The following is a 16,387-nucleotide window of genomic DNA, read 5'->3' as shown; positions in this document are numbered from 1 at the left end:
CAGAAAGGGTTAACTCAGGACGGGGGTTTCCCACAGGTTGAGCGTGACGCCGATGCCCTTCGCCCGCGCGTTGCGGTAGACCACCGTGCCCCAGGCGACATCCTCGACCGGCATCCCGCCCACGGACATGATGATGATCTCCTCATCGTTGCGGCGGCCCGGTGCCTCGCCAGCGACAATCTTGCCGATGTCCTCCAGCTGGTCACGCGTCATCTTGCCCTCTGCCACCATGTCCATAAATCGCACGCCAATCACCGGAATGGTGTGGTGCGCGGGCTTCGGCACCTCCTCAAACCACGCCTCATACAGGCCGGTGTTGTCCAGCACCTTGCGCACGTCGGGCTGCTCCATGCCCTCGTCGATGTTGCAGAGCGCTGGCATCGCCAAAAATGCGCCGGGCTTCACCCACTCGCGCTTGACGATGGGATAGGTGGCCGGGTCACCCACCTCGCCGGAGCTGCAATAGGTGACGATGTCCGCGCCGCGCACCACCTCCTCCAGCGTGTTGACCACCCGCACCGTGGTGATCTGCGGGTAGGTGGCGTTCAGCCAGGAGATGAAGTGATCGAGGCTCTTCTGGCCGCGCCCCTGTACCTGAATGGTGTCGAGCTGCGGGCAGACAGCAATGAAGGCGGCCACCGTGGTCTTGCCCATCACGCCGGGGCCAGAGAGGCCAATCACTCTGGCATCGCGCCGCGCCAGATGCCGCGCGCCGACGCCCGGCACGGCCCCGGTGCGGTAGGCGGAGAGCAGGTTGGCGGACATGTGGGCCAGCGGCGCGCCGGTGTCGGCGTCATTCAGGGTGAACATCAGGATCGAGCGCGGCAGCCCCTTCTCCTTGTTGGCGATGTTGGAGCCATACCACTTGACGCCAGCGGTACAGAAGTTGCCGCCCAGATAGGCTGGCATCGCCATCAGGCGGCGGTCAGCGGTGGGCTTGGGCATGGTGGGGAACGGCGAGTGCTCCGGGAAGGTCACCATCGCGCCGTGCGAGTCATTGTTGGCCCCGGCCATGCGGTAGTCGCCGTGGTAGAGCAGGCCGAACATCTCCTCCATGGTATCGACGCAGGCGGGCATATCGGTTACGCCAGCCCGGATCATGTCCTGCTCGGACAGGTAGATAAAATCAATGTTGGTGTCAGTCATGCCGGTTGCCCTCGTGATTAAGCCAATGATGTCCTGCCGGGAAGCGGAGTGTGCCCCGATGCGTCTATCAATAGCGCGGGCGGCGACGGCCTGTATTGAATATTTGCGACATGGCGGAGGGGAGCTGGCACTGGCCTTGCATCTTGAGATGACCCCTTACCGTTGCAGGAACTGCCGATGACCCATGCCCACCCCGCCACGCCGCGCGCCATCCACCCGGAGCAACCCTGGTTTGTGCTGAGCGCCGCGCAGCACTACCACTATGCCGCCTCCAGCCATCCGGCGATTTCCCACTTCTACAGCTTTACGGTGGCGGAGTCGGTGAATGCCGCGCTGGCGATCCCGGATGGCTGCGTGGATATCGTGATTGACTGCGACGCCCCACGCCCGGCGGCGCGGGTGTGCGGCACCACGCTGGCGGCGCGTAGCGCGGAGCTGGTGTGCGGCCACCGCTACTTTGGCGTGCGTTTCGCGCCGGGCGTGACGCCGGATTTCCTCGATCTGGTGGCGGGGGAGCTGGTGGAGCGGGAGTTCAGTTTTCTGGATGTCGCGCCGGACGCGCGCCCGGTGCTGGAGCAGATCATGCAGCAGGGGCAGTTTTCGCAGCAGGTAGCGCTGTTCACCCTGCACTTCACCCACCGGCTGATGCGCAAAACCTCGCCGGTGACGGCGCTGACGCTGCACGCGATGGATCAGCAGAAGGGCAATATCCGCATTGACCAGCTGGAGGGGCTGACGGGCTACACCTGCCGCACTATCCAGCGCCAGTTCCGGCAGGACACCGGCATGTCACCGAAAACCTTCTGCCGGATTTTGCGCTGCCAGTCGGCGCTCAACACCATCCACCGGCAGGCGAGCATCTCATTTAGCGATCTGGCGCTGGATCTGGGGTTCAGCGACCAGTCGCACTTCCTGCGTGAATTCAAGCGGCTGGTCAGCGCCACCCCGGTGAGCTACCAGCGCCATATCGCCCACCACGCCTACGCCGGGCGCATCTGCTACAACTGAGCGCGGCGGCACCCTTTTGGTGCAACGCTGCACCCTGGGGCTGTCCGATTTTTTCTATCGCCCCCCTGCCCGCTGGGCAATGATGCCAGGGAGTCATCCGCCCCAGACGCGCGCCGTCTGGGTTCACTCCACCCGCATTAAGGGCATTGGCGATGAGCAACCCCACAGGTTTACGAAAAAATACCCTTGGCCTCTTCTCACTGGTCTTCTTTGTCGTCGCGGCGGCCTCACCGCTGACCGGCGTGGTGGGCGGCCTGCCGGTTGCCATCTTCACCGGCAACGGCGCGGGCATCCCGGTGATCTACATTGTCGCCTGCGCCATCCTGATGCTCTTTTCGGTGGGCTATATCGCGATGAGCCGCCACGTCACCGACTCCGGCGCTTTCTACACCTACATCTCCACCGGGCTGGGCGAAAACTGGGGCGCATCGGCCTCGGTGCTGGCGCTGATGGCCTACTTCTCCATTCAGGCGGCGGTGGTGTCGATGCTCGGCTTCTTCACCCATCTCTTTTTGGCGCAGCACCTGGGCTGGTCACTCCCTTGGTGGATGCTGAGCATGGCCTTTACCGTGATTATCTGGGTATTGGGCATCAAGCGGGTGGAGATTGGCGGCAAGGTACTGGGCGTGCTGATGCTGGCGGAGGTAGCGATCGTGCTGCTGACCGACATCATGCTGCTGGTGAAAAAGAGTGGCCCGCTGAGCCTCGCCTCCTTTGAACCCTCGGTGTTTATGCATGGCAACCTTGGCATCGCCTTTGTGTTCGCCATCGCCGCCTTTATCGGCTTTGAGTCCACGGCGATCTACGCCGAAGAGTGCCGCGACCCGAAAAAAACCGTGCCGCGCGCCACCCTCTGCGCGCTGCTGATCATCACGGTGTTCTTCTGCTTCACCAGCTGGGCGCTGGTACAGGCGTATGGCGTCGGCCAGATTGCCGAGGTGGCGCGGCAGGATCCGGGTAACTTTATCTTCACCATCACACGCCACTACGTCGGCCAATGGGCGGTGGACACCATGTCTGTGCTGCTGATCACCAGCCTGTTCGCCGCCGCGCTGGCTTTCCACAACAACATCTCGCGCTACATTTTCAGCATCAGCCGTGACGGCCTGATCTGGAAGGAGCTGTGCGAAACCCACCCGACCAACGGCACGCCGCACAAGGCCAGCCATGCGCACAGTATGCTTCTGCTGCTGTTTCTGGCGGGGATGGGCAGCGCGAACGTTGACCCGATGGTGCACATCTTTGCCTTCGGCTCGGCTATCGCCACCCTCTGCATCATGGTGTTGCAGGTGGGCGTCTCGGCTGCGGTGATCGTCTTCTTCCGCCGCACCCCGCGCCACGGCAACAGTGGCTGGCAGGTGTTCTGGGCACCGCTGCTGGCGATGGCCACAATGGGCGTGACGGTCATTCTGATGGTCAACAACCTGCAACTGCTGAGCGGCAGTGACTCCATACTGGTGCGTTTTATTCCGTGGCTGATCGCCGCCTGTGCGATGGCGGGCTATGTGATGTCATTGAAACGGCGGGTACGGGCGTAAAAAAGCCCCGCATGGCGGGGCGTGAAGGGATCAAACGGTGGCGGGCTGGGTGGCGGTGGCGTCAATGTGGGCAATCACCGCCTGCGTCACCTCGGCGGTGGTGGCGTGGCCGCCCACATCCGGCGTCAGGATGCCACGGGCGCAGGCGTGCTCGACCCCCTGCATCAGGCGGGCGGCGGCTTCCGCTTCGCCCAAGTGGATCAGCATCTGGGCGGCCGTCCAGAAGGTGGCGACCGGGTTGGCGATGCCCTTGCCGGTGATGTCGAAGGCCGAACCGTGGATGGGTTCGAACATCGACGGGAAGCGCCGCTCCGGGTCGATATTGGCGGTGGGGGCAACACCAAGGCTACCGGCCAGCGCGCCCGCCAGATCGGAGAGGATGTCTGCGTGCAGGTTGGTTGCCACGATGGTATCCAGACTCTGCGGGTGCAGCGTCATCCGTACCGTCATGGCGTCCACCAGCATCTTATCCCAGTGCACATCCGGGAACTCCTGCGCCACCTCGGCGGCAATCTCATCCCACATCACCATGCCATGCCGCTGGGCGTTGGACTTGGTGACCACCGTCAGCGTTTTGCGTGGGCGTGACTGCGCCAGCGCAAAGGCATAGCGCATGATGCGCGTGACGCCGGTGCGGGTGAAGATGGCGACCTCGGTGCCCACCTCCTCCGGCAAGCCGCGGTGCGCGCGGCCACCGTGGCCGGAGTACTCGCCCTCTGAGTTCTCCCGCACGATCACCCAGTCCAGATCGCCGGGGCCACAGTTGCGCAGCGGCGGCACGATGCCGGGCAGGATTTTGGTCGGGCGGACGTTGGCGTACTGGTCAAAGCCCTGACAGATGGGCAGCCGCAGCCCCCACAGGGTGATGTGATCTGGCACGTCTGGCGCGCCGACCGCGCCAAAGAAGATGGCATCAAACGCTTTCAGCGTCTCCAGCCCATCTGCTGGCATCATCACGCCGTGCTGCTTGTAGTAGTCCGAACCCCAGTCAAAGGTTTCAATGGTGAAGCGCAGGTCAGAACGTTGGCGCTCCAGTGCGCGCAGCACCTCGATGCCGGCGGAAATCACTTCGGGGCCAATGCCGTCCGCCGGGATGGCGGCGATAGAGTAGTGACGCATGGTAGTCTCCTGATGGATTAAGGGGTTTTCGGGTGGGCGGCGGTCGCCTGCGGCGCGCGGCCAAGTCTGGACAGCACCAGTACCAGCACGGCGGAGAACGCCAGCAGCCCGGCGACAAAGTACAGCCCGCCGGTATAGGAGCCGGTCTTTTCGCGGATCACGCCGATCATCATCGGCCCGACAAAGCCGCCAAGGTTACCGATGGAGTTGATGGTGGCGATACCCGCAGCGGCGGCTGGCCCGGAGAGGAACAGCGTTGGCATACTCCAGAGCGGCGGCTTGGAGGCGCTGATGCCTACGGTGACCAGCGTCAGCGCCAGAATCACCGGCAGCATGGTGGTGACGTTGCCCGCCAGTACCAGCCCGGCCGCCGCCAGCAAACAGGCACCAATCACATGCCAGCTACGCTCATTGGTGCGGTCTGAGTGCCGCGCCCAGAGGATCATGGCGAGTATGCCGAACACCGCTGGCAGCGCGTTGAGGAAGCCAATCTCCAGCGAGGAGGCACCAAAGGCGTGGATAATCTGCGGTGACCAAATGCCGAGCGTATACAGCCCCGCCGAGGTGCCGAAGTAGACCAGCGCCAGCGCCAGTACCCGCCGGTCGGCCAGGCCGCGCCACGCGCTGCTGTGGCTGTTGCCCACCGCGCGTGCCTGCTCCTCGGCCTGCATGGTGTTGTGCAGCCAGTTGCGCTCCTCCTCCGTCAGCCAGCGCGCCTTCTCCGGCCGGTCAGTCAGGAAGAACAGCACCACCACGCCCAATACCAGCGCCGGGATCGCCTCAATCACGAACATCCACTGCCAGCCAGCGTGTCCCAGCCAGCCATCGAGTTGCAGCAGCGCGCCGGAGAGCGGGGAGCCGAGCGCCGTGGAGAGCGGCGCGGCCGCCATAAAGATCGCCGTGACCTGCGCGCGCCGGGCCGCCGGGAACCAGTAGCTGAGATAGAGGATGATGCCGGGAAAGAAGCCAGCCTCCGCCACGCCCAGCAAAAAGCGCAGGATGTAGAAGCTGGTGGTGCCCTGCACGAAGGCCATGCAGCCGGAGACCAGCCCCCAGGTGATCATCACCCTGGCGATCCAGATACGGGCGCCGACCTTATGCAGAATCAGGTTGGAGGGCACCTCAAACAGGAAGTAACCCAGAAAGAAGATCCCCGCGCCCAGACCAAATACCGTCGGTGAGAAGCCGAGATCCTGGTTCATGGTCAGGGCGGCGAAGCCGATGTTCACCCGATCAAGAAAGGCGATGAAGTAGAGCAGCATGATGAAGGGCACAATGCGCAGGGTGACTTTGCGCATCACCCGTTTTTCGAGGTCAGCGTTCATGAGGCAATCCTCAGTTTGTGTAGGGGATGTTATTTTTTTGTAAGCAAAATTAGTATGCTGTTTTGGCGGGCATTATCATCAGCGGCGGTTTATATAAATTATTGAGATAATCGGGGAGTGAGGAATGGAACTGCACCAGCTGCGTTGCTTTATCGCGGTGGCGGAGGAGCTGCACTTCGGCCATGCCGCCCAGCGGATGGGCATGATGCCTGCCTCCTTTGGCCGCTTTATCCGCCTGCTGGAGGAGGACTTGGGCGTACGGCTGCTGAACCGCTCGACCCGCAATGTGTCGCTGACCGCCGAGGGCACGGCCTTTTTTGGCGAGGCGGCGCAACTGGTTGCGCAGGCGGATGCGTTGGCGGCGCGCTTCCGTCAGGCTGGCAAGGCGTTGCGCCGTCCGTTGCGCATTGGCGCGATTGACAGCGCCGCCTGCGGGCTGATTCCGCACCTGCTGATGATGTGCGGGCAGACGCGGCCAGAGCTGGAGATCCACATTACCGAGGACAAGACTGCCAACCTCATCCCGCGCCTCAAGTCCGGCTGGCTGGACGTGGCCTTCATCCGCCCGCCGGAGCAGCTTGATCCCCGGCTGGAGCTGGCATTCATCGCGCGGGAGCACTGCGTGCTGGCGGTGCCGCTCGGCCATCCGCTGGCGGCGCGGCGCAGTGTGACGGTGCTGGATTTTCAGGCGGAGCCGATGATTATCCCGGAGCGGCGCGCGCGGCCACACAGCCACGATCTCACTATCTCGATCTTCAAATCCGCCGGTTTTAGCCCGCGCATCGCCCAGTACGCGGAGGAGAAACAGACCATTTTAAGCTTTGTCGCCGCCGGGCTGGGGCTGGCGATTGTGCCCGCCTCCTTCAGCAACATGAACAGCGAGGGGGTGGCCTACATTCCGTTGAAGCTGGAGAAAAGCCTGAAGGGGTTACCGCTGAGCGCTGCCTGGCTCAAGGGCGCGGCCGATCCCGCCACCCATTCGCTGCTCGCCATCATTGCCGAGCATAAGCAGTGGCTGGCGACGCACCTCTAGCGTTCGGGCAATCGGACAGGATTCAAATCGGGGAAGTGTCGCGTGGGAACTGCCCCGGCGGGCGCCGGGGCAGGAAAATCAGGACTGTGGCTGACCGACCGGGCCGCTGCCCAGCGTGCCGCCCGGTGAGGCCTGACCGCTTGGCGCGTGCGGGCGACCATCCTCTTTCACCGCGCTGCTACGGTGTGAGCAGCCTGCGAGGGCCGTGAATGTTGCGACAACCAACAGGAGCGCAGAAATTTTCTTCATGGAACCACCTTTGAGTGAAGTGAAAAAACGTCTTTCTGAAAGCGTGCAAAACCAAAGGATAGTCAATGATTTGGATTTTCACAGGTAAGGCGTTTCCGAAAACGCCCCGCCCTACGCCTGATTGATTAGCCGCATCACCCGGTGGTGCTCGCCAGCCGGCAGCTGCTGGTAGGCTGGCAACAGCGCTGCGGCGGCCTCGGCCAATGCGGCGATCAGCCCCTGTGCGGCGGCGGAGATCTGGCGGCCCTGCGGCGTGATGACGCCAAAGAAGTAGGGAATGTCCTCCTCCAGCGGGCGGATGGCGACGCCCTGCAACGGCATTCCCCACGCGGTGACCGGCTCCAGAATCGCCACGCCCAGCCCGGCGCGCACACAGGCCAGAATATTGGCCGAGGAGTTGGTCTCAATCGTCTCATGCGGCGCGGCCTTCACCCGCTTCAGCGCCTTCTCAAACCGCCCGCGCAGCCGCAACGGACTCCACGGGGTGATCAGGCGGCGGCCAGCAAGACTCGCCAGATCCAGCGTGGCCTGCGCCGCCAACGGATCCTCCTGCGGCAGCGCCACCACGCAGCGCGACTGCCCAATCCAGTGCAACTCCACGGCATGGTGCTCAAGCGGCAGGCTGCACAACCCCACATCCGCCTCGCCCGTGATCACCGCATGGGTGGTGTGCTCCGCCGACTCACTGACAATCTGCACCCGCGTCTGCAAGTCGAGGGCAGCCAGCGCCTGTGGCAACAGCCCGGCGGCCAGCGCTGGGGTAGCGGCAATGTTCAGCGGCCGCTGCTGCTGGTGGCCAATCTCCAGCGCGCGCTGGCGGATCTGCTGCAAGGACTGAAGCGCCTTCTGCACATACTGGTGCAGCTGCAACGCCTCCTCCGTGGGATGGATGCGCGGCCCATTGCGCACAAACAGCGGATACCCCAGCGACTGCTCAAGCTCCTGGATCAGGCGTGATACCGCCGGCTGGGAGCGATCCAGCACCTTGGCGGCTGCGGTCACGCTACCGGCAGAGATCACGGTGGCAAACGCTTCCAGCTGTTTGAGGTCAAGGTCATGTAGGGAGGTCATCAGAGGCTGCTTTCTCTAAGGGGTTGATAATGCCCGCTTCAGGACGGGGGGACGCCCCATGATAGTCACAGCCAACGGAATAAGCTAATAAAGAATAAGTATTAATAAAACGCATTAATATGCGTTGATAATGTGAAAAGTGTATCATGGCAAAAAGCCGTTATCCGTTTTGAAAGGGAGTCATTGAGCTATGAATTATCCCGTACCGGGGCCGCAGGGCCTGGCAGCGCTGGAGGCCCGGCTGGCTGACGATCTCAGCCTGCTGGAGCTACCCGCGAAGAGTTGGGTGCCTGAGCGCCTTGTGGAGGGGCAGCGGGTGCTGGACGTGGTGCTGATTGGCGGCGGCATGTGCGGCCTGACCGCCGCCGCCGCGCTGCGCCTGCTCGGCGTGGATAACCTGCTCTGTCTGGATCGCGCCCCGGCCGGGCTGGAGGGGCCGTGGGAGACCTTCGCGCGCATGGAGACGCTGCGCTCGCCCAAGCAACTGACCGGCCCGGCGCTGGGGCTGCCCGCCCTGACCTTCCGCGCATGGTATCGCGCACAGTTTGGCGAGGCCGCCTGGGATCAGCTCGACAAGATCCCCAAGGGGCAGTGGATGGACTACCTGCGCTGGTATCGCCGGGTGCTGTCGCTGCCGGTGCGCAACCAGACGGCAGTCGAGCGCATTGAGCCGCAGGCCGATGGCCTGTTCCGCGTCGAGTTCCGTGATACCGCCAGTGGCGAAACCGGCCACTATCTGGCCCGCCGCGTGGTGCTGGCGAACGGGCGCGACGGATTGGGTGGCCCTTGGGTGCCAGCATGGGCGCATGACCTGCCGGCCGGGCGCTGGGCGCACTCGGCGGATGAGATTGACTTTGCGGCCCTGCGCGGCAAACGGCTGGCGGTGATTGGCGCAGGTGCCTCCGCGATGGACAACGCCGCCACGGCGCTGGAACAGGGCGCGGGCAGCGTATCAATGCTGATCCGCCGGGCGGATCTGCCGCGCGTTAACAAATTCACTGGCATCGCCAGCCAGGGAGTGGTGCATGGCTTCGCTGCCCTTAGCGATGAGTGGAAGTGGACTTTCCTGCTGCACACGCTGAATGCCCAGACGCCGCCACCGCGTGACTCTACGCTGCGCGTCTCGCGCCATCCGGCTGCCACATTCTGGCTCAACAGCCCGGTGCTGCACGCCGAGGCGACGGAGGGCGGGCTGTGCCTGCACACGCCGCGCCGCCAGCATGAGGTGGACTTTGTGATCTTCGCCACCGGCTTCCGGCTCGATTTCAGCCGTAAACCGGAGCTGGCGGCCTTTGCGCCGCACATCCGCCTGTGGCGCGATGTCCATACCGTCGAGCCGGAGCGGCAGAGTGAGGAGCTGGCAACCTCCCCTTACCTCGGCAACGGGTTTGAGTTCACCGAGCGCGAACCGGGCAGTTGCCCGGCGCTGCGCCACCTCTACTGCTTCAACTACCCCTCGACCCTGAGCCACGGCAAGCTTTCCGGTGATATTCCGGCGGTCAGCGACGGCGCACGCCGTCTGGCACAGGCCATCGTCGCCAGCCTGTTCACCGAGGATCGCGAACTGCACTACCGTGCGCTGGTGGCCTATGACAAAGCGGAGTTGCAGGGCGATGAGTGGCAGGACGCCGGTGCCGCAGGGGGTAACGATGGGCGGGCATGAGTTGGATGTGATTGACCGCCTGCTGCACCTCACGCCGGGCGATGCGCGCTGGCAGCTGCGCCGCGAGCGCCCGGAGTTTGTTGAGGGGGCGAATGCTTGCCGCGACAGCGTGCTCACCCCTCAGGACGATCAGGGCATCTCCCCGGCGTTGCGGCAGGCGCTGGCGCTGCGCATGGCGCGGCTGATTGGCAATGCCGCGCAGATTGAGAATTATCAGGCGGGGCTGGCGGACGAGTATGCCCCGCTGGCGGCGGGTGAAGGCGTCGCTCCAGAGGGTTCACTGCTGGCGGCCGTGGTGGCGCACTGTGACAACGTGACGCTGGCACCCGCGCAAGCGCAGGAGGCGGACATCCGCCGGTTGGAGCAGGCGGGCTTGAACGCCGGGCAGATCGTCGCACTGGCAGAACTGATCGCCTTTGTGAATTTCGAGTCGCGGGTAGTGACCGGTTTGCAGGCGCTGGAGAACTGGCATGAGTAGTACGGTAAAAATCACCATTAAAAGCCTGAAGTGGGCACCCTGGGTCACGCCTGTCGAGGTGAGCCAGGCCACGCCCGCCCAGCGGGCGGCGATGCAGGTCACCCCCTCCAATACCAAGGTGTCGCCCTATGTGCGCACTCTGGCGCTCGACCCGGAGTCCTCCGTTGCGCGTACTACCCTGTTTAACGCCATCATGTATGTAAAGGGCGGGCTGGGGCGTGACGACCGTGAACTGGGGGCGTTGATCGCCTCGGGCGTCAATGGCTGCGCCTACTGCGCCTCGGTTCATGCGCGGCGCTATCTGGAGCTGTCCGGGCGGCATGACGTGGTGAGCCGCCTCTACACGCAGGGCCTCGACAGCCGCTTTGATGCGCGTACCCAAGCGATTGTGGACTTTTGCCGCGCGCTCTCCGGCCATGCTTCGGAAGTGACGGCAGAACAGGTTCAGGCGCTGCGCGACGCTGGCCTGAAACGGCACGAGGTGGTGGATCTCATCCATGCCGCGGCGATTTTCGGCTGGGCGAACCGGCTGATGCACACGCTGGGCCACGCTGTCGCTGCATAAAATAACCTCCCGGCCTTATTTAATAAGCCACGGCCGGGTTTTTTATTCCGTAAAAACCGCTGGCGCTGAAGCAGCCACTCTCATCCTATTATTCCCCCCCAATGAGTCGCCAGTTTTCAGTCCTGTTAAATAACTATTTAATGAATAGTTAAACCACAAAATATTAGTTGCAGTGATCAATTAGGGATTAATAAAAGATTAAGCAAATTTTAATTAATATTTTCTTCCGTCTAACTTACTGTTTTTTATTTATGTCGTTCGAACTGCTTGGCGTGGCGTGGAATTATTTTCGCTACACCGGGACATTTACTATCGATTGATATAATTTCTCTTCAAATTTTCAAGTGACCCCCAATGATAATAACACCGTAATTTTTGCTTTTACGTGCTTTCGAAATGGAATTACACCCTGGCTTTCCCAAGCCAGGGAAATGACTCGTCAAATACGCTTGAAGGTGAATCATGCAACGTAAAAAACTTCTCTCCCTCTGTATTGCCCTCGCACTCAGTAATAATAGTTTTGCCGCTAATACTTCCGAAGATAAAACGCTCCTGAAGTGCCCGACCAATATCAACCAACTTACCCCAGCACAGCGCGACGCCCTGCCCAAGGCCTGCCTGACCCCGACCGCGCTCTCGCAGGAGGAGTGGACGTGGATCGCCGGTGGCGCGGTGGCCGCCGCGCTGGCGGTGGGCTTTATCGTGGCCGATGACGACAACAGCCACGCTGTCTCCAGCGGAGATAATGGCAGCGACGACGGCGGTGATGATAATGGCGATGACGGCGGTGACGATAATGGTGACGACGACGGCGATGATGTCAGCAAGATCATTGATATTAATGAAGACAGCATCGGCATTGGCGAAGGCGATATCGGTACGCAACTGGCGGTAGATGGCTACACCATCAACAGCAACGCCACTACCGGCGGGCAGGCTGGCGGCACAGGCCTAAGCCTGAGCGGGAATGACAATACCCTCAATACCCTCGGCCCAATCGTGGTGGATGGCAGCGGCTCCACTGGCGTGCAGGTGGTAGGCAACGGCAATATCCTGAATAACGACGGTGATGCCACCCTCAGCAACGGCGGCACCGGCTTTGTCGTCGCCGGTGACAGCAATACCCTGAACCAACACGGCGATATGGCAGTGGGCGACTTTTCCACCGGTATTAGCGTCAGCGGGCAGAACAACACCGTCAACCTGAGCGCTGATAATATCGCCGTCACCGGCCAGCAGGCCACCGGCGTGCAGGTGGCGGGCGAGGCCAACCAGATCATCCTGACCGGTGACATGCGGGTGGATAAAGATCAGTCCTCCCCGCTGGCTGGCGAGAAATTTTATGATGCCACTACCGGGATTGCCGTCACTGGCAGCAACAATACGGTGATACTGGACGGCCACCTGCAGGTGGTGGTGGATACGGAAGTGGCCCCCAAAAAATATGGCAAAGCAGATGGCTCACAGGAGACTATTTCGGGCGTGACCATCAGTGGCGACGGCAACCGCGTGGAGTTACGGCAGGGCCTGCAGCTCACCGGGGAAGTGGATCAGATCACGGATACGGTAGCCGGCAATGCGATTGCCGAACAACGCACGCAAACAGGCCATGAGCCAGCCATAGCTATCACCATTGACGGTGCCTCTACCCTCTCCCTACAGGGGGACAGCACCATTGACGGTGACTTCCCGGTCGGCTTTGTTGGCTTTAATCTCACCAACGGCGCGGAATTAGAGATCGCTGAAGGCGCTACCCTGAATACTTTCGGTATCAACAGAACCAACGCCTATTTTTCTGATAATACTGGCCTGTTCAAGCTGACGTCTGGGGGCAGCCTTATCAATCAGGGGGCAATCCAGGTACAAAATATAACACTCGCACAAGGTTCTAATAAAAATACCCTGATACGTAATCAGGGCAGCATAGAATTAGAGCGTACCAGCGAGGTGGCAGGTCTGTATGTCTTACCCTATGGTCTGTATGTCGATGGAGGGGCTACTGCCGTTAATGAGGGTAGCTTAACCAGCCGCATTATGAACCAAGACAGCTTGGTTAACACCCTGCAAACCTTCAGTGCCGTTAACATGAGCTGGTCGAATAATACCGTAGCGGGCATCCAGTTAATGACAGCGTTCAATGGCGCCTCTGCAACCAATATGGCCAACGGCACGCTGGAGGTGTATGGCCGCGGCGTTGCGATGAGTGCAATTGATAACAGCACCGCCGATAACTTTGGCACCATCACCACCGATGCCATGTGGAAAGATGCGGCCGATACCACGCAAATGTCAGTTAATATCCCATCCGACTCGCCTAAAGACTTTGCCGTCGGCATGTATACCGGCACAGATTCTGGTGCCAGCAACAACAATGCCGTTGCCACCAACCATCAGGGCGGCGTGATCACGGTGTATAACGCCGGGGCCGGTATGGTGGCCTATGGCAGTTCCAATCAGGTTATCAATCAGGGCACCATTAACCTGGAGAGCAATGAAAATGCCCAGCCGGGTCAGCCGCTGGTCGGCATAGCGGTGTATAAAGGCGGTACCGCCATCAACGACACTACTGGCGTGATCAATATCAATGCCGAAAATGGTCAGGCGTTCTACAGCGATGGCAATGCCAACAACACCATCATCAACCGTGGGCAGATCAACGTCGGCGATGGCGTGCCGGACAGCGCCGACAACAGCAGCACGTTGGCCCAGGATGAGCTGCCTGATGGCACCGTGCTGAGCGGCACCACCACGTTGACACAAAATACGCTGATCTACACCGGCTCCACCGTCAGCAACACCGGCACCGTCGAGGGCAGCCAGCTGGATATATGGGGCACGCTGAACAATGAGAGCGGAGCCACCATTGATGCGCCGCTGTTTATTGAAAATCAGGGCACTGTCAATAACAGCGGCCTGATTGAAGACACCCTCATTGTCAAAAGCGGCGGTACTGTCAATAACAGCGGCGTGATCAACGGCGCCCAACCCTCGATCACCGACGGGACGGTTATCAATAATGCCGGCGGCACCATCCAGAATGGGGTCGTGGCCGTTAACAGTACCCTGACCAACCACGGCAACTGGAACGCCACTAACAACAAAGACTTCGGGGTACGTAACAATAGCGTGTTAAACAATGCCGTGGATGGCACCCTTACCATCGCTAACCAGCGCTATATGACGATTGAGAGTGGCTCGGTGTTCAAAAACAGCGGCACCATGATTAGCACTGATACTAAGAAAGACCATGTTGTGTTGCGGATCGGCAAGAACGGCGACAGCAACATTATTAACAATGGCACCCTCAACCAGACCGGCAGCAGCGTGCTGGTGGGATCGATAGCTGACCATGCCAATCCCTCGACCTTCTGGAATCAGGGCAATGGCCTGAACGGCTACAGCGGCACCACCGGCGAGGTGAACTATAACGGCACCAACGGCACCGCCGTGTATATGAAGCACAGCAACAGCGTGGCGATCAACGACGGCGTGATGAACATCAGCGGCAGCAACACCGTCGCCATGAAGGGCAGCAGCAATGCCCAGCTGGTGAACAACGGCACCATCAATCTTGGCACCGAAGGCACCAGCGACACTGGCATGGTGGCGATGCAACTGGACGCCAACGCCACCGCCGACGCGGTGCTGGAGAACAACGGCACCATCAATATCTACGCCGCCGACTCCTACGCCTTCAGCCAGCTGGGCGACAACGGCCGCATCGTCAACAACGGCACTGTCAATCTGGCCGGGGCCAATAGCGGACTGGTGAAAGAGAGCGATGTGCAGATTGCTGGCGTCAATGGCAACACTGACGACAAGAGCGAGGTGCACTACGCCAATTACACCCTGCCCACTGACCCGACCGCCGCCAGCACGCTGAACCAGTACACCATCGGCACCAACGCTGACGGCACTGCCGGGACGTTGACCGCCAGCAACGTGGCGCTGGGTGACGTATCGATTGACACCGGCTTCACGCAGGGCAGTGCCGCCACCACCCAAACATTCAACGATGTGTTTGTCGGCGACAATATCAGCGGCGAGCAGAACATCACTTCCACCAGCGTGGTGTGGAGTGCCGAAGGCCAGAAAGACGACAGCGGCAACGTGGACGTCACCATGACCAAAAACGCCTACGCGGATGTGGTGAGTGACGAGAGTGTGTCCAGCGTGGCTAACGCATTGGATGCGGCCTACACCAACAATGACCTGTTCACCAGCCTCAACCTGAAGAGCACCGCTGAACTCAACAGCGCGCTACGGCAAATCTCCGGCAGTCAGGCGAAAAGCGTGGCGCGTGACGCCCGCGTGCTGGGCAACCGCTTTGAGATGCTGGCTGACACCGCACCGGTGATGGGCAACGGACTGGCGTTCAACGTGGTGGCGAAAGGTGACCAGCGCAGCGAGCTGGGCAACGACACCCGCTATGACATGATGGCACTGCGTCAGCAGTTCGCGCTCAGTAACCACCAGACGCTTTCGCTGGAGTACGGTATCGCGCGGCTGGATGGTGACGGCGATGTCAGCACCGCCGGTGACAACGGCGTGACCGGTGGCTACAGCCAGTTCTTTGGTGTGCAGCACTCGCTGCCGCTGGCCGACAGTGGCCTGAGCTGGAACAACGCCCTGCGTTATGACATCCATAACCTCGACAGCAACCGGCAGGTGCAGTATGGCGACGTCAATCGCGTAGCGGACAGCGACAACAACCAGCAGTATCTGGAGTTCCGCAGCGAGATGGCGAAAAGCTACACCCCGCAGAAAGGGCTGACGCTGACGCCGTTCGCGGGCATGAAACTGCGTTACACCTCGGAGGAGGGCTACAACGAGCGCGGTGCCGGTGATTTCAACCTGCGCATGTCAGGCGTGGAGGAAACCGCCGTGGATGCCGTGGCTGGCCTGAAACTGACCTACGCCGGGGAAAACGGCTGGGCAGCCACCGCCACACTGGAGGGTGGGCCGAACCTGAGCTACCAGCAGGGTGAACGCACTGCGTCATTGCAGGGCGCGGCCGGTCAGCGCTTCCGCGTGGAAGATGGCCAGAAAGGCGGCGGCGTTAACGGGCTGGCGCAGGTCGGCGTGAAGTACCAAAGCAAAAAGGCCGCGCTGAGCGCCGATGCTTACCACTGGCAGGAGGATGGCCTGCGTGATACCGGGCTGATGGTCAACTACCGCTACCACTTCTAATC

The 16,387-nt window shown here is 61.5% G+C and carries 12 protein-coding genes; 7 read left to right on the top strand and 5 right to left on the bottom strand.

Annotated elements, in window-relative coordinates; all coding sequences use genetic code 11:
• Positions 1 to 9: 9 nt before the first annotated feature.
• Entirely contained in the window at positions 10 to 1,146 is a 1,137-nt protein-coding gene (locus tag C1N62_RS20140; RefSeq protein ID WP_137765516.1) for a tyramine oxidase subunit B, read from the bottom strand.
• A gap of 177 nt (positions 1,147 to 1,323) precedes the next feature.
• On the opposite strand from C1N62_RS20140, the gene C1N62_RS20135 reads away from it, so the two are divergent.
• The gene (locus C1N62_RS20135; RefSeq protein ID WP_137765515.1) at positions 1,324 to 2,154 is read left to right on the top strand and encodes a helix-turn-helix domain-containing protein; all 831 of its coding nucleotides are present in this window, start codon (positions 1,324 to 1,326) and stop codon (positions 2,152 to 2,154) included.
• Positions 2,155 to 2,306: 152 nt separating this feature from the next.
• Entirely contained in the window at positions 2,307 to 3,692 is a 1,386-nt protein-coding gene (locus C1N62_RS20130; RefSeq protein ID WP_137765514.1) for an APC family permease, read from the top strand.
• A gap of 30 nt (positions 3,693 to 3,722) precedes the next feature.
• Here C1N62_RS20130 and C1N62_RS20125 read toward each other — a convergent pair whose 3' ends face one another.
• Together C1N62_RS20125 and C1N62_RS20120 are read right to left on the bottom strand one after the other, a co-directional pair.
• Complete coding sequence (locus C1N62_RS20125) at positions 3,723 to 4,811, bottom strand: tartrate dehydrogenase (protein WP_137765513.1); 1,089 nt, start codon at positions 4,809 to 4,811, stop codon at positions 3,723 to 3,725.
• A 17-nt stretch (positions 4,812 to 4,828) separates the two neighbouring features.
• Positions 4,829 to 6,136, bottom strand: coding sequence for an MFS transporter (locus C1N62_RS20120; RefSeq protein WP_137765512.1), 1,308 nt, complete (start codon positions 6,134 to 6,136; stop codon positions 4,829 to 4,831).
• Between the two features lie 124 nt (positions 6,137 to 6,260).
• Here C1N62_RS20120 and C1N62_RS20115 point away from each other — a divergent pair, with 124 nt between their 5' ends.
• Entirely contained in the window at positions 6,261 to 7,169 is a 909-nt protein-coding gene (locus C1N62_RS20115) for a LysR family transcriptional regulator (RefSeq protein WP_137765511.1), read from the top strand.
• Positions 7,170 to 7,247: 78 nt separating this feature from the next.
• Here C1N62_RS20115 and C1N62_RS23225 read toward each other — a convergent pair whose 3' ends face one another.
• A complete protein-coding gene (locus C1N62_RS23225) occupies positions 7,248 to 7,418 on the bottom strand; it encodes a hypothetical protein (protein ID WP_168195915.1) in 171 nt (56 codons plus the stop codon).
• Positions 7,419 to 7,529: 111 nt separating this feature from the next.
• Positions 7,530 to 8,489, bottom strand: coding sequence for a LysR family transcriptional regulator (locus C1N62_RS20110; protein WP_137765510.1), 960 nt, complete (start codon positions 8,487 to 8,489; stop codon positions 7,530 to 7,532).
• A gap of 190 nt (positions 8,490 to 8,679) precedes the next feature.
• On the opposite strand from C1N62_RS20110, the gene C1N62_RS20105 reads away from it, so the two are divergent.
• From C1N62_RS20105 to C1N62_RS20090, 4 genes are all read left to right on the top strand, one after another.
• Positions 8,680 to 10,152, top strand: a complete 1,473-nt coding sequence (locus C1N62_RS20105) for an NAD(P)-binding domain-containing protein (protein ID WP_137765509.1) — start codon at positions 8,680 to 8,682, stop codon at positions 10,150 to 10,152.
• A complete protein-coding gene (locus tag C1N62_RS20100; protein WP_240775838.1) occupies positions 10,103 to 10,630 on the top strand; it encodes a hypothetical protein in 528 nt (175 codons plus the stop codon). The genes C1N62_RS20105 and C1N62_RS20100 overlap by 50 nt, the downstream gene beginning before the upstream one ends.
• Positions 10,623 to 11,195 (top strand): peroxidase-related enzyme, encoded by a 573-nt coding sequence (locus tag C1N62_RS20095; protein WP_137765508.1) that lies wholly within the window; start codon positions 10,623 to 10,625, stop codon positions 11,193 to 11,195. The genes C1N62_RS20100 and C1N62_RS20095 overlap by 8 nt, the downstream gene beginning before the upstream one ends.
• Positions 11,196 to 11,657: 462 nt before the next feature.
• A complete protein-coding gene (locus C1N62_RS20090) occupies positions 11,658 to 16,385 on the top strand; it encodes an autotransporter outer membrane beta-barrel domain-containing protein (protein ID WP_137765507.1) in 4,728 nt (1,575 codons plus the stop codon).
• The last annotated feature ends 2 nt before the right edge of the window (positions 16,386 to 16,387 follow it).

It is taken from the genome of Nissabacter sp. SGAir0207 (assembly GCF_005491205.1).
Taxonomy (GTDB): domain Bacteria; phylum Pseudomonadota; class Gammaproteobacteria; order Enterobacterales; family Enterobacteriaceae; genus Chimaeribacter.
Note: the sequence above shows the minus strand (reverse complement) of the source record. Positions and strands in the feature narration are given on the sequence as shown.

Bases quoted from the DNA above. Each gene is read 5' to 3' on its own strand.
- C1N62_RS20140 (WP_137765516.1), bottom strand. From the start codon at position 1,146: ATGACTGACACCAACATTGATTTTATCTACCTGTCCGAGCAGGACATG.
- C1N62_RS20135 (WP_137765515.1), top strand. From the start codon at position 1,324: ATGACCCATGCCCACCCCGCCACGCCGCGCGCCATCCACCCGGAGCAA.
- C1N62_RS20130 (WP_137765514.1), top strand. From the start codon at position 2,307: ATGAGCAACCCCACAGGTTTACGAAAAAATACCCTTGGCCTCTTCTCA.
- C1N62_RS20125 (WP_137765513.1), bottom strand. From the start codon at position 4,811: ATGCGTCACTACTCTATCGCCGCCATCCCGGCGGACGGCATTGGCCCC.
- C1N62_RS20120 (WP_137765512.1), bottom strand. From the start codon at position 6,136: ATGAACGCTGACCTCGAAAAACGGGTGATGCGCAAAGTCACCCTGCGC.
- C1N62_RS20115 (WP_137765511.1), top strand. From the start codon at position 6,261: ATGGAACTGCACCAGCTGCGTTGCTTTATCGCGGTGGCGGAGGAGCTG.
- C1N62_RS23225 (WP_168195915.1), bottom strand. From the start codon at position 7,418: ATGAAGAAAATTTCTGCGCTCCTGTTGGTTGTCGCAACATTCACGGCC.
- C1N62_RS20110 (WP_137765510.1), bottom strand. From the start codon at position 8,489: ATGACCTCCCTACATGACCTTGACCTCAAACAGCTGGAAGCGTTTGCC.
- C1N62_RS20105 (WP_137765509.1), top strand. From the start codon at position 8,680: ATGAATTATCCCGTACCGGGGCCGCAGGGCCTGGCAGCGCTGGAGGCC.
- C1N62_RS20100 (WP_240775838.1), top strand. From the start codon at position 10,103: ATGAGTGGCAGGACGCCGGTGCCGCAGGGGGTAACGATGGGCGGGCAT.
- C1N62_RS20095 (WP_137765508.1), top strand. From the start codon at position 10,623: ATGAGTAGTACGGTAAAAATCACCATTAAAAGCCTGAAGTGGGCACCC.
- C1N62_RS20090 (WP_137765507.1), top strand. From the start codon at position 11,658: ATGCAACGTAAAAAACTTCTCTCCCTCTGTATTGCCCTCGCACTCAGT.